Origin of the sequence: Pseudomonas lini, from assembly GCF_030812475.1 — a bacterium.
Classification (GTDB): Bacteria; Pseudomonadota; Gammaproteobacteria; order Pseudomonadales; family Pseudomonadaceae; genus Aquipseudomonas; species Aquipseudomonas lini_A.
Window position 1 is genome coordinate 1 of record NZ_JAUSSR010000021.1, and the last position, 13436, is coordinate 13436.

The following is a 13436-nucleotide window of genomic DNA, read 5'->3' on the forward strand; positions in this document are numbered from 1 at the left end:
ATCCCATCCCGAACTCAGCAGTGAAACGATGCATCGCCGATGGTAGTGTGGGGTTTCCCCATGTGAGAGTAGGTCATCGTCAAGATTGAATTCCAGAACCCCTGTCTGCTAACGCAGACAGGGGTTTTGTTTTTGTCCGCTGTTTGTGTCTGAGCGAGCCTCCCGCTGCGCCACCCGATAGGGATTTCCGTCCCGGCCAGGAGAATAATTCAGGCCTGTCGCTCCACAGTCACCCACCAGCGGGTGCGATAGCGCAGTTGCACGGGCAGGGTTTGCGGCAGGATTGTCAGCAGCTTGTCGGTGTCTTCAAGATGAAACATCCCGGACAGGCGCAATTCGGCAATGTCCGCCGAGCACTTCAGATAACCGTGCCGGTAACGTGCGACTTCATCGAGGAAATCCTTCAGGCGCATGTTGCGGGTCACGATCAACCCGTCGACCCAGGCGCCGACATCCATGTTCAGCGGCGGCACCGGCTTCGCCTGGCGGTGATCGATCAAATAGCTTTGCCCGGCGTTCAGTCGAATCGGCGTGCCGTCTGCAGGCAGCGGAGAAACAATCGCGACGATGCCACTGGTGACACTGAGTCGAGTGCAGTCGGCCTCCTGGCGCAGGATGTAACGCGCCCCCACCCCTTCATACACGCCGTAGCGACAGTGCACCCGTAACGGTCGATCAAATGAAGAGCCTTCGTCGATTCCGCCATACGTCACGATGATCTCACCGCGAGTCAATTTGATCAGCCGCTGCTGCGCGGTGTAATCCAGATCCACCGCGCTGGCCGTGTTGAGCTCCAGGCGCGTGCCATCGGGTAGCTGGAAGCCACGTCGCTCGCCGGTGGCGGTGGCGAAGTCAGCGGTCCATTGTTGCCAGCCCACTGCATCCTTGCCCAGCCATGCAGCAGAGCCCATCAGCAGCGCCCCCGACAGCAGCTTCAACGCCTGCCGTCTTCCCATTCCCGAGGCGCTATGGTCCAACGTATTGAAGGCGGCCTGCGCTCCCGGTACCGTCCGCGGGTTGCCGCTCAATTCGGCATGCAGGGATTGCACTCGTTGCCAGGCCAGTTCGTGCTCATGGTGTTCTGCCCGCCAGCGATCGCATTGCTGGCGCAGCCTGGGATTGGCCGCGTTGTTGCGCAGCTGCAGCAACCAATTGATGGCTTGCTGGACTACCTGCTGATGCGGCTCGCCGCGGGGATTCAACACTGAACTATCCATCGGAGCCCGAACGTCACAAATGACAATTAGTCGCAGTGTCATCAAGGGCTGGGGAATTTGCAACTGCGGCCGGGCGGAACGTCAGCGGGACCGCGTTATCGTTCTTCGCGAGCAAGCCCGCTCCCACGTTGAATCTATGGTGAACACAGTATTTGTGTACGACGCAGATCCAGTGTGGGAGCGGGCTTGCTCGCGAAAGCGGTGGACCATTCACCGCCAAACTCAAGTCCTACACAAACAGCTTCAACACATTGTTCATGGCGTCATCGGCAAACCCCTGCACGAACGCCTTGAACCCCGGCAAGGCTTCGGCACCGCCCTGCGCCGGTTCGGCAATGATGGTCCAGGTCGCCCGGGACTTGCCCGCGCCCAACCCTTCAACATTCATCGCCGCCCATAAATTGGCCACGCCCAAGGTATTGTAGATCGTGGTCCAGGTCATGCTTCGAGCCTGCTCATCCCGGGAGTTGAGTTGTTCGACCACCAGATTGCCGTCCCTGAAGAATTTCTTGCGCAGGGATGACACGCCTTCGCCGGTCGTCTCGATGTGCGACAGCGCCGGTATGAAGCGATCGAAGCCGGCAAAGTTGCCGACCACTGCCCAGACTTGCGCGGCATCGGCCGGCACTTCCACTGACGCTACGACAGCGCCGCCTTGAGGGTTTTTGATCAGGGTATCGGGTTGCAGAGTGCTCATGGTATTGCTCCGTTCTTGGTTGGGATGATCAGATGAAATTGATTTCTTTGAGGTAGTCGCAGCCACGACGCAGCAGCGCCGGGGATTTTTCCGGGTATTGCGAGCCCATCTGACGCACGCCGGCGTGGGCGTTGTCGTGACCAATCATCGAGATATCGCCGATGTCTTCTTCGAAGCCGTTGAGGTAGAAACCGAGTACGCCAAACAGCGCGTTGTCGCTGTCGACCCGGCCCAATTGCTGTTGCCAGTCGGCGACGCTGACCATCGAAAACTCCCGGCCGGCCTCGCGAAATGACGCGACGTAGGCATCCCAGCTCAGGGGTTCGGGGTTGTGCAGGTTGAACACGGCTTTATCTGGCTGATAACGGCTGGCGTGGAATGCGATAAAACGGGCCAGGAAGTCCACCGGCATCAAGTCGAAGTTCAGCGCGAATTGCGGTACCTGACCGAGCTGGATCGAGCCCTTGAGCATCAACATCAAACGATTCTTGTGCGGTTGGCAGACCCCCGTGAGGCTGTTGAAACTGATGTTGCCGGGGCGATACAGATTGACCCGGACCCCACGTTCCCGAGCCCGTTCGAGGATGCGTTCAGCGACCCATTTCGACAGGTTGTAGCCGTTCTTGATGTAGATCGGCGGGGTCTGTGCGGCCGGCAGCTCAAGCACCCGGCCATCGGCGGAAAGGGTGCTGGACGCTGAAAGCGTCGAAACGAAGTTGAATATCTTTTTGCTGCGTCCTTCGCACAATCGCAGGCATTCGAAAATCGGTTCGACGTTGTCCCGCGCCAATGACTCGTAGTCGAGGACGTGGTTGACGTTGGCGGCGTTATGCACCAGCGCGCCGAATTGCCGGTCCAGTCGCTCATGGACATCCGCGGCGAGCCCCAGCCCGGGGCGGGCAATATCCGCCGGGTAAACCTGCACCCGGCTCAGGTCCAGGTGCTCCAGGCGGTTCTCTTGCACGGCCTGGGCAAAGCGTTCGGACGCCGATTGCCCGCCACCCTCACGCACCAGGCACGCGACTTCGGTGGCACCCCAGGCCAGCAACGCTTCGACAATGTGCACACCGACAAAACTGTTGGCGCCGGTAACGATCACCTTGTGCACGTCGCCCATGGCGCTCACCGGCAAGGGCTGCACCTCCAACTCGCGGAAGGCGTCGGCCATGGCCTGTTCGCTCAATACTTCTTCGGTGCCCGAGCCACGAACCAGTGTCGCGAGTTTGCTGATGGTCGGCAGTTCGATGAAGCGGTTGATAGAGATGCTGCGACCAAATTCTTCACGCAATCGCAAGAGCATGCGCGACAACAGGATCGAGTGGCCGCCCAGGTTGAAGAAGCTTTCGTCGGTGGAAATATCACTGGCCGGCAACTCCAGCAACTCGGCCCAGATCGCCAGTAACAGGGTTTCATCGGCACTGGCGGGCAAACGCCGTGGGCGGTCCTCGGTCATGTTGACAGGCAAGTCCAGCAGCGCCTTGCGGTCGACCTTGCCGTTGCTGGCGAACGGCATGATCGCCACTTCCGTCCATGCAGAGGGCCGCATGTAATCCGGCAGGCACTCGATGGCGTGGGCTTTCAGCGCTTCACGAGCAGTGCCGGGCTGGTTTTCCTGAGGCTGCGCAAGAAAGGCCAGAATGCGCCGCTGGCTGTCGATGACTACCGCCACCTGACGGTACAGCCGACTGGCGCGCAGGCAGCGTTCGATCTCTTCCGGCTCGACCCGGAAACCCCGGATCTTCACCTGGTTGTCCCGGCGCCCGCACAGCTCGATGCCCTCGCTGGTCCACCTGGCCATGTCGCCGGTGCGGTAGGCGCGCAGGCGCTCACCATCGGCCAGGTGCAGATTCAGATAGCGTTCGGCGGTCTGCTGCGGGTTATTCAAATAACCCAAACACACCCCCGGGCCGACGATGTACAACTCGCCGGTGATCTGCTCAGCCACCGGTTGCAAGTCCTCATCGAGAATCAGCACCTGACTGTTCGCGATCGGTGCGCCGAGGGTGTGATTGCTGTCACCGCTACGCAATTGTCGCGCGGTGATCAGCACTGTGGCTTCGGTCGGCCCATAGAGGTTGTAGAGGTTGCCCTGGCGAGTCAGTTGCTCGATGACCCAGGGCTCGCAGACATCACCGCCGGTCATGACATGATCCAGGCACTGCAATCGATCCAGCGGCAGGATGCTCAACAGCGCTGGGGGCAAAAAGGCGTGGCTCAGTCGTTGTTGACCGATCAGTTCCACCAGTTGCAACGGGTCGCGACGTTGATCGTCGCTTGGTACGAACAGCTCGGCACCCTGCAGCAGGGTCGGGAAAATATCGATCAGCGACGAGTCGAATCCCAGCGACGAAAACTGCAACACCCGGCTCTGCTCGGTCAGCTGCACGTAGTCGGCGTACCACGCGGTGAAGTGGGCGAGATTGGCCTGGCTGAGCAATACGCCTTTGGGGTGTCCGGTGGTGCCTGAGGTGTAGAGCGCCATGCAGGGCGCATCCAGATCGGGTCGCTGGCGCATCAAGGGTTGATCGGCATCTGCATCGGCGACGTCGATGCGGCTGATATCCAGACTGGCCATCCCGGTCGCGAGCGGGTGCTGCCCGTCGTGCAGCAGCAACACCGCCCCGGCATTCGACAGGATGTACTGCTGGCGTTGCAACGGATGGCTGGGCTCCAGTGGCAGATACACTGCGCCGCTGCCCAGAATCGCCAGAATCCCCCCATACAGTGCGCTGCATTTCGCCAGGCAGATCCCGACCACCACGGGCCCCTGATGCCGATCGAGCAAGGGTTGCAGGCGTTGCGCAATGGCGCGGCTCAGGGCATGCAATTCGCGATAACTCAGGGAGGTGCCGGCTACGTTCAGCGCCGGACGCTCGGCGGACTGGATGAAACGCTGCTCAAGGCGCTCGATCATGGGCGTTTGCGCCCGTTGCAGCAGCCAGGGTTGCGCGGTGGTGTTGAGCCGGTGGACGAAGGCCAGGCGGTCCAGATACTGCAAGTCCTCCACCTGCTCAAATGAGGCGCAGGTTGCGGGCGGGGCGAGCAGAAAATACCCGGCATCCCGTGAGTAGCGGCTGATCAGCAATGCCACGTGGTCCACCAGCTCTGCAAGAGCTCGCATACGCAACGCCTGACCGTTACCCGAAGGCTCATCCGCAATCGGCACGCGGGTCAGCAGTGTCGAGCCGTACAGGCACAGCAGGTCCAGCGGCGGCAGGCCTGAAGCTCCCGGCGTACCGACGCCCAGTTGCAGCGTCAGCCGCGGTACGTCGCCAAAGGAATTGACTTGCAGGCTGGCGTCGTCGATCAGCAAATCGACGTGCCCCGCGGGTTGCTCATCGAGGGCATGCAAGCGTCTGGGCGCATGTCCCTGTTGTTCGAGTTCCAGTGCCAGGTCGATAAGGGCCTGGCTGCGTCCAATGAGCAGAATGTCGAGACGTCTCATGATGTGCTCCTCGTTAAGCCAGGTAGTCGCCCAGGGCGTCTTGTACGCACGGCGAGTCGAGCAGCGAACTGCTGCGAAAAAACCGCACGATGTTGGCAACCAGCGGGTGATGGCGATTGATCGGGAAGGCCAGCCCCGACACTTCGTTCTTGAGTGCGCGGCGTGTTCCATCGCCGATCGGCAAGGATTCGATCAGCCGCAAATCAAACGACTTCTGGATGTCGTTGGTCAGGTAATGGCTGATGAACACCGGCAGGATGTGCGCAATGCATCGGCGGTCGTCTTCGCTTGCGGTGTGCCAGTAGATGCGTACCAGCCGCGTCCAGAAGCCGGAGTGGCGGCCCTCGTCGAGCAAATGGTCGGCCATCAAGCCCTTGATCGACTGCTTGACCGTGTCGTCCTTGGCGAACGCCGCGACATCTCCCGTGACGGTGTTCTCGGCGATCGCCACACAGATCAGCTCTACGGCGCTGCGCAGGTGCTGGGGGGCGAGAGTGACGGCCGCAGGAATCGCCCGGCTCAGTTCAATTTCATCCGGCAGTCCGATCGGCGTGATGCCGGTCATGGCGATGGTCTGCTGCATGAAATCCATGGCCACCAGCGCGTGGTAGTCCTCGTCCACCACCACCGTCATGGCGTCGTATCGACAGGCGAACGGGAAGGCCAGCGGGAAACGGTTTTTCGCGATGCTGCGGGCGGTCCTGTCGACGATCTCGGTCTCGAAGATCACCACGTCGTTGATGAATTTGTAGAGCGTCTGCACCAAGGCAAAATCCCGCTGCCCGGGGCATTCGCGCAGGAAGGTCTCGCTCAGCACCAGTGGCTGACGGCTCAAGGGATAGATCAGCTTGTCGTCGTTCTCCAGCACGCGGCGTGGGCGGGTGCGGATGGTGGCGCGGTTCTCCCAGGCGTCGGCAAAGGATTGGTAGTCGGCGGCGTTCATGTATTCACCTCGGCCACTGCTTCGCCCACACCCACGCCCATGCTCAGGCGCAGGCCATCCCACAGGGCGATGCGGCTTTGCACGGCAGCGATGGCGCTGGCATAGACCTCTTCTTCACGTTGCGGATCGCCATTGACCAGCCGCGCGAGGAGGTTTTCCGCCGCCGGGCCATGCTCTTCTGAGTCGACTTCGATGTGCCGCTGCAGGTAATAACGAAAGGTCGGCGCTTGCTCTATGCCGATGCCCCAGTCGTCGAGAATGCGCTGGAACATCTGCGGGATCACGCTTTCGCGACCGTGCAGAAAGGCTGCCGCGACACAATGGCCCGGCGCGTTCAGCGCGGTGTGCAAGGTGTGGCGCACGAACTGCGCGGTCGCCGGATCGACCTCCACACTGCGCAACGCCACGTCATGACTGACACCTTCGCGTTGCAGCGCCACGAAACGTTCCACCGCAGTCGTACTTGCACCGACCTCGCGCATGGCATGCAGATACAACTCGAAGTGGCTGTAATGACCCTGCGCGGGACGGTCATCGGACTCTTCACCCAATACTATCTCGTTGATCAGCCGCGCAGCCTGCGGATCAGGTGGCGGCAGCCAGGGCAGTTGGACGCAGGTCAACTCCTGTTGCAGGCGCTTGGTCAGCGACATGAAATCCCACACCGCGAATACATGGGATTCCATGAAGCGCCGAAGTGTCGAGAGTGAATGTATTTCAGCGAAGATCGGGTGTGCGCCAAGTTCTGCTTTCTTTAGATCGAGATGCTCTTTAGTCGATGTCATGGGTGAGCCTGTAAGTGGTGTGATCAATGAGTAACGGGCATATAAGGTTTTACGGGCGTGCGAGCGCCTCAACTAATTGATGCCGGATGGTTTTCTGTAATCGTCTGGTTAAGGCTTGCCAGCCAGTGTTCAATGGCGGCGGGGAAAAATTAATACATAAATAAAGTGATGCGCAAGTTATTTTGATACGATTTTAAAGTTCAACTTTATTGGGCGTGACAAGTTTCAATAAGACTTTTTAATAAAGTTTTATTTGGACGTAGTTGCTCCTTCCGGCTTATATAAGTCAGAATCGAAACAGAGAGTGAATGCCTCACTCGAAGCAACTTTCTAATTAAGAACGTCAAAATGATCTGAGGGGGGTGGAAGTGGGCCGGGAACGCCGTCGATTCTTCCTTTCCCGTGACAAGACTCCTTCCGTTGGTTCCTGGTGCGAGGACCGCTTCGCTACCTGCGGCGCGTCACCCGTTCTTTTATTCGTCGGCAGCCCAAGAGTGAGCGTAATTGAAGACGGCCGCCATCACCGACGCGTAAATGCAGTCGGTGCAATGATCGGGCAGGGAGGGTGGATCGAAGACGAGAATGAGGAGGGCGGGATAATCGCGGTAAGCGAGGACAAGCAGTCAGGTGTGCCTGCTCAAGCCTGCCGCTGGGGTTACTTCGTGGCTTGGCGCTTTTTCGCCTCAGGGCTGTCGAGGTAACGCGTGATGACCTCGACCCCGCGATTGAGGTGTTGTTCGAGCAACTTCACAGAGCGTTCAATGTCCCGCTCCTCCACGGCACGTAACATCGCCCGGTGATCTTCCTGGGACTGTTTGCCCAGGCCCATGGCCTCCAGGTTGAAACGCAGGAAGCGTTCTTCCTCGTTCAGGCCGTCTTCCACCAGCTTCAACAGTCGCCGGTTCGGCGCTTTGCTGTACAGCGACATGTGGAACAGACGGTTGAGCCGGCCGATTTCGGTGTAGTCGTGTTGTGTTTCCAGTTCATCGATGTAGCGGGCGGCCTGTTGAAAATCCTCGCTGGTCAGCAACGGGATCGACAAGCGCAGGGCTTCGGATTCCAACAGGATCCGCAGCGCATAGGTTTCAGCGGCATCGCCCTGAACCAGGGGGGCGACCACCGCACCTTTATGGGCGATCACGTTGAGCAGCGATTGCGCTTCGAGTTGGCGCAAGGCTTCGCGAACCGGCATGCGGCTGACACCGAACAGGTCAGCCAGGTCCTGCTGGCGAAGGGCGATGCCGCAAGGGATGCGACCGTCGAGTATAGCGGCACGCAAGGTTTCTTCGATTACCGCGCGGGCCAGATGGGCAGGAATTGGCCCATTGACCTTGATGCTGCTGAGAGGGTTGGGCTTCTGTGTCACTACAACGCACCCTGATTGACTGAGATAAATATTGGATCCAATTTACAGTAGTTATAGTTATACAAGATGTCAAACCATGTAAAAGGCTGTATCAAGAGTTTAGCGCGTCAGCAGTGGTCGCACCGTGCCATTGTCTTTCGCCGCGCCAGCCTTCACCATCAATCGACTTTATTTGCCCAACCTGGAAGCCTCTCCTTGGCGGAATGTTTCGCGATTCCCCGGACGTTGCGCTGGTTGTACGGCGCGTTGCTGCTGGCTGGCGCCATGCCGGGCGGTCTGCACGCTGACTGGGACTTTTCCATGATCAGCCGTCGGGCGCAGGCATTATACGGACCGCTGGGCGAAGGTCAGCAACGCATTGATGCCTGGCAGCAGTTGTTGGCCGCGCAAAAGCAGATCAGCGAGCTGGAACAACTCAACGTGGTCAACCAATTCTTCAACAGACAACTGCAGTACAAAGAGGACATCGACCTGTGGCGTCTGGTCGATTATTGGCAAACCCCGATCGAAGCCTTGTGGAAAGGCGCCGGCGATTGCGAAGACTTCGCTATCGCCAAATATTTCAGCCTGCGCCGTCTCGGTATTTCCAGTGACAAGTTGCGCATCACCTACGTCAAGGCCGTGAACCTGAACCGCGCCCACATGGTGTTGACCTATTACTCAAGCCCCGAGGCCATGCCGCTGGTGCTCGACAGCCTGATCGATGCGATCCGGCCCGCCAGCCAAAGAGCCGATCTGCTGCCGGTCTACGCTTTCAATGCCGAAGGATTGTGGCTGCCGGGCGCCAAGGGCAACAAACAAATGGGGGACAGCAAGCGTCTGTCACGTTGGCAGGAGGTTTTGGTGAAAATGCAGGCGGAAGGGTTTCCGGTCGAGACGGTCCACCAGGTACAAGGAGTCCGCCTTCGCGAGCAAGCTCGCTCACATTAGATCTTCAGCGTACACATCATTTGTATGCGACCCGGACCAATGTGGGAGCGAGCTTGCTCGCGAAGGCGTCAGCGCAGGCAACGAAGAGGTTCAGATCAGCCCCGCTTCATCATCCTCGACCAACTGACTCAGCCCGCCCAGCGCCTCACGCGCGTGGGACCGGTCCATGAGCTTGGCTTGTGCGGCGGCCGGCAGGTCGGTCACGCGAATCACCCCTTTGCTGGTCAATACCTGAATCAAGTCGTCGAGTACCCGGATCATGTCCAGGTCGCTCTGTTGCAGCTGTTTGAGGCTGCCAGCCATGACTTCGTTGGCGAACCAGGCCTGCAGATCGGGGTGGTCGGCCGGCAGCGTTTCGGTGGCTTCGGCGTACGCCTGGGCTTCAACGCGCGTCAGGCGGCCTTCAGTGTTGCGTTGCACGTAGAACATGGCGCATCCCTCGAGATTTGAATCCATGACAGCCAAGAGCAGCATAGGCCAATCACTGGCTGAGCATGGAGTGATCGCAAGGGTCAGCGCATGTCCGCATAGGGGGTGACCGGCTCGATGGGCATCGGCAGGTTGCCTTGCCATTCATCGAAGGTGTATCGCAGATACAGCAGGGCGCGGCTGGGAGCATAACCCTCGCTGTGCTGGTAGGTGATGCCCGTGCCCAGCACCAGATGATCGGACAGCCTGCGCTCGACCAGGGCTTGCAGGCGGATGCCTATACCATTGCTGCTGCTGTCCTCCTTGATCAGGCTGGGGTTGCTGTCAGTCGCGAATCCGGCACCGTTGAGCCGTTCCTGCAGACTGCTGACCGATTCGTGTGGATAAAGATCGCTGTCGCTGGTTTTCGAATAAGACCAACCGACGGAGCTTTCCAACGTGGCCGACCAGTTGGCGTCACGCCAGGCGTAGTTCAGCGGCACCCCGATTGAATAATACTGTTGCGGGCTGTAGTAGCCGCCTTGCCCCAGGGTGTATTCACTCAGGTCTTTGTCATAACCCCAGTACATCAGGGTCAAGCCGGTACGCATCCGTTCTTCGGCAGTGTCGATGAGCCGGTAGTAATAGCCGCCCATGGCTGAGAGACGCTGATTGTCCTCCACATTTTTGCCAAGTAACCGGTGTGCACCCAGGCTCGCCCAGACTCCATCGACACCACCTTCGTCATGGCTGAGGCTCAAGGTCAGGCCATTGCTGGTGACACCTCCCCAGCGAGTGCCGGTCAGTGGGTCGACGGCACCGGCATACGACACCACCGAGTTGCTCATCGGCCGTCGCGAAGCAGTCAGGGTCCAGCCCACGCTTTGCCAGTCACTGCTGTAGCTGACGCCACCCAGCCAGTTGCCGATTTCGAAGCCTTGCGGGCTGTGACCAAGATCGGCGGCCCATGCGGCGTTCTTCCAGCCGACCGCAAGGCCGGGGCCGCTGGTGCTCAGCGACGTGCTGGGGCAGCCGCCGGTAACCAGCGCGCAGGTACCGAACGCCTCTTGATGCCGGCCATTGTCATTGGTATCGAAGCGAGTCGCTTGCAGGTCGACCTGTTCGGCCTGGACAAAGCCCTGGCCTTCGGCAAACGGTGCATCGATGCGCAGAATCGTGGTTTGCGTGGTGAGGTCGGAAATACCCGGGGCGGTGTTGTCAGTGCGCCAGGCAAAATCCTGGTAGAGGTTCACGGTCGGATTTTGCTGTTGATACAGCTCATCGACATCGGCGCGCAGGCTGCGAAGCATCCAGTCATCACCGTCGTTGGCGCGGCTGGCTTCGGTCATCGCGACGTTGTCACGCGGGGTGGACGGAACTGCCGGGGTCAAGCCTGCGGCTGTCATGCTGCGGGCATAGTTATCCAGGGCTTGTTGTGGGTGGTTCTTGGCCATCAGCCGTGCGGCGTCGCGGTAGATCAGCGGATCGGTCTGCGGCGTTTGCAGCAGCTGGGCATACAGGGCGTTGGCCTTGCCCGGTTCACCGACCGAGGCCCAGGCGTTGGCCACGCGCCGCTGCCAGCCTGGCGTCGGTACGACAGGGGGTGTGAGCTGACCCAGCGCTTCGCGGGCTTGAGGCTGGCGAGCGGTAGCGATCCAGGTCTCGATCAGCCCCAGTTGCGCCTCGGAATCCTGCGGTTGTTGCTTGAGCACCAGGCGGTAGTAATGCTGCGCCTGTGGGTAGTCTTCACGCTGGAAAGCCCAGTCGGCCAGTGTCGACAGGTCATCGACGGTTGGCTTGCGAAGCAGCAGGGCAATGGCTTCGGGCTCGTGGCCGGCATCGCGCAATTTCTCCGCTTGTGCCAGCAACTGTCGACGCTCGATACGGGTGGCCAGGTCGCGCATGTTGTCAGTCCAGCCGGCCTTGGGAATGTGTCCCAGGCTGGCGAGTACTTCGCTGTCGCGATTTTCCGTGGACAGGTACAACGCGTGGGCGTAGCGGGCCTCGGGATTATGGCCCTGACGCGATAACAGCTGGCGGAACGCATCGTCGGCCTCGGCCGGTTTGCCCAAGGCGAGCTCGGCCCCCGCCAGGCGGTAAGCCAGCCATGGGTTGTCCGGGTCCAGTACGCGCATCTGTTTGAGCAAGGGGACCAGTTGCGCCCAGTCCGAACGCTCTGTCGCCGCATCAGCCTTCAGGCTCAGGCGTTCAAGTTGTATGCTCTGGCGCAGGCCGGTGAATTCGGCCTGCTTGCCGGTGGGCAGCGTATCGAGAAACGCTTCGGCCTTCTCGTTCGACTGCGCCTGGTACAGACGAACCAGCCTTCGCACAGCGCTGGCACTGTCCGGCTCCAGCTTGCGTACTTGCAGTAGCAGCGCTTCGGCAGCGATATCGTCCGACTCGGCGATAGCGACGTCACTCAGACCAATCAATGCGTCGGTATTGCCCGGGTCGAGCGTACGGGCTTGCGTGAACGCGACACGGGCTGCCGGCAAGTTTCTCGCCTCCAAAGCCAGTGTCCCTTTTTGCAACAGGCTCCAGAGCCGGGAAGCTTGCTGAAGATCGCGCCATTTGCTTATGTAGAAGGTGTCTTGCTCAAGACTCAGTGCGCGGCTGACGGCCTCGTTGGCGGCCGCGTATTTGCTTTGGCGCATCAGCGAAACGCCCAAGGCACCGTGCAGGCCCGGATCTTGAGGGTAGGCCTTGAGTGCACGACGCAACAGGGCTTCGGCGGCAACGGGATCGGCATCGTTTTCAAGCATGACCTTGGCCTTGCTGCCGGCCAACCAGGCGGGGTCGGCAAGCAGCCGACGCTGTTCGGTCAGATGCCTGGTGGCTTCCTTCGCTAAGGGCGAATAGGGGTAATAGCCCGTGAATGCCTGCCAGGCCTTGGCCGTTTCGGGGCTGACCGGCCGCCTGACCAGGTAATTGTATTCAGTCTCTGCCGCACCGGCGCTCGCCAGCGGATCTGCAGCCAATTGGTGCAGCACCGCCAGGGCTTCGTCATCCAGATCCTCGGCGAACAACAACCCCACCAGCATCTGTCGCAGGCTGGTACTGCCCGGGTATTTGTTGTCCAGGTTGCGCGCCGCAGCAATTGCCGGCTGGCGCTGCCCAGGCAGACGGCTACGGATACTCCAGTACTCCACAGCGGAGGCAAGGTCGGGCGGGTCATTGCCGAACAGCTGCTCGTACGCGGCGGTGGCCTCGTCGAAACGCCCGGCCGCCGCCAGCAATCGAGCCTGCTGCAACTCCCTGACACCGCTGTCGCTCTGTAGTTTGACCAGTGCCAAGGCTTGGTGCAGTTCAGGTGAGCCGGGGGCCTGCTGGCGCAGGCGGGTCATCAATTGCTCAATCCATTGCGCGTTCCTGGTCGGGTCCTGCCGGGCAGGATCGGCGCGCAATGCCTGGCGGATCTTGCCGACCAGCACCTGCGGGTGATTGGGCGCGACCAGTTCCAGGCGCGCCAGAGAGTCATTGATGAGCTCCTCACGGAACATTGCCTCGCCAACGCGCATCTGCTGCAGCAACCATTGCTGTTGCGCCTGTTGCGTGCCTGGAGCTTGCGCCGCCAATGCCGACGAACATAGATAAAAGCTGGACAGGAGCGTGCCACAGCTCAGAAGTGATCTCAGCGTGGATGTT

9 protein-coding genes and 1 rRNA gene are annotated in these 13436 nt (G+C 60.3%); 2 read left to right on the forward strand and 8 right to left on the reverse strand.

Annotated elements, in window-relative coordinates:
• Positions 1 to 85: ribosomal RNA gene (rrf, locus tag J2W17_RS28980) — 5S ribosomal RNA — on the forward strand; the annotation flags it as partial.
• Positions 86 to 209: 124 nt separating this feature from the next.
• Here the strand turns inward: rrf and J2W17_RS28985 are convergent.
• The 6 genes from J2W17_RS28985 to J2W17_RS29010 form a co-directional block, all read right to left on the reverse strand.
• Positions 210 to 1217 (reverse strand): FecR domain-containing protein, encoded by a 1008-nt coding sequence (locus J2W17_RS28985; protein ID WP_307343054.1) that lies wholly within the window; start codon positions 1215 to 1217, stop codon positions 210 to 212.
• Between the two features lie 229 nt (positions 1218 to 1446).
• Positions 1447 to 1914 carry an SRPBCC family protein gene (locus tag J2W17_RS28990; RefSeq protein ID WP_307343056.1) on the reverse strand — a complete coding sequence of 156 codons (468 nt, stop codon included), beginning with the start codon at positions 1912 to 1914 and terminating at the stop codon, positions 1447 to 1449.
• Positions 1915 to 1942: 28 nt separating this feature from the next.
• Positions 1943 to 5359, reverse strand: coding sequence for an amino acid adenylation domain-containing protein (locus J2W17_RS28995; RefSeq protein WP_307343058.1), 3417 nt, complete (start codon positions 5357 to 5359; stop codon positions 1943 to 1945).
• A 13-nt stretch (positions 5360 to 5372) separates the two neighbouring features.
• Positions 5373 to 6302, reverse strand: a complete 930-nt coding sequence (locus tag J2W17_RS29000) for a diiron oxygenase (protein ID WP_307343062.1) — start codon at positions 6300 to 6302, stop codon at positions 5373 to 5375.
• Entirely contained in the window at positions 6299 to 7087 is a 789-nt protein-coding gene (locus J2W17_RS29005; protein WP_307343065.1) for a DUF3050 domain-containing protein, read from the reverse strand. The genes J2W17_RS29000 and J2W17_RS29005 overlap by 4 nt, the downstream gene beginning before the upstream one ends.
• A gap of 655 nt (positions 7088 to 7742) precedes the next feature.
• Positions 7743 to 8453, reverse strand: a complete 711-nt coding sequence (locus J2W17_RS29010; RefSeq protein ID WP_307343069.1) for a GntR family transcriptional regulator — start codon at positions 8451 to 8453, stop codon at positions 7743 to 7745.
• Between the two features lie 195 nt (positions 8454 to 8648).
• On the opposite strand from J2W17_RS29010, the gene lapG reads away from it, so the two are divergent.
• Positions 8649 to 9383, forward strand: a complete 735-nt coding sequence (lapG, locus tag J2W17_RS29015) for a cysteine protease LapG (protein WP_307343072.1) — start codon at positions 8649 to 8651, stop codon at positions 9381 to 9383.
• A 90-nt stretch (positions 9384 to 9473) separates the two neighbouring features.
• Here lapG and J2W17_RS29020 read toward each other — a convergent pair whose 3' ends face one another.
• Both J2W17_RS29020 and bcsC read right to left on the reverse strand, forming a co-directional pair.
• Entirely contained in the window at positions 9474 to 9812 is a 339-nt protein-coding gene (locus tag J2W17_RS29020; protein WP_307343074.1) for a tryptophan synthase subunit beta, read from the reverse strand.
• Between the two features lie 83 nt (positions 9813 to 9895).
• Entirely contained in the window at positions 9896 to 13366 is a 3471-nt protein-coding gene (bcsC, locus tag J2W17_RS29025; protein ID WP_307343076.1) for a cellulose synthase complex outer membrane protein BcsC, read from the reverse strand.
• Between the last annotated feature and the right edge of the window lie 70 nt (positions 13367 to 13436).

Excerpts from the sequence above, each read along its gene's own strand:
- J2W17_RS29000 (WP_307343062.1), bottom strand. The coding sequence starts at position 6,302 with ATGAACGCCGCCGACTACCAATCCTTTGCCGACGCCTGGGAGAACCGC.
- J2W17_RS29005 (WP_307343065.1), bottom strand. The coding sequence starts at position 7,087 with ATGACATCGACTAAAGAGCATCTCGATCTAAAGAAAGCAGAACTTGGC.
- J2W17_RS28990 (WP_307343056.1), bottom strand. The coding sequence starts at position 1,914 with ATGAGCACTCTGCAACCCGATACCCTGATCAAAAACCCTCAAGGCGGC.
- J2W17_RS28995 (WP_307343058.1), bottom strand. The coding sequence starts at position 5,359 with ATGAGACGTCTCGACATTCTGCTCATTGGACGCAGCCAGGCCCTTATC.
- J2W17_RS28985 (WP_307343054.1), bottom strand. The coding sequence starts at position 1,217 with ATGGATAGTTCAGTGTTGAATCCCCGCGGCGAGCCGCATCAGCAGGTA.
- J2W17_RS29020 (WP_307343074.1), bottom strand. The coding sequence starts at position 9,812 with ATGTTCTACGTGCAACGCAACACTGAAGGCCGCCTGACGCGCGTTGAA.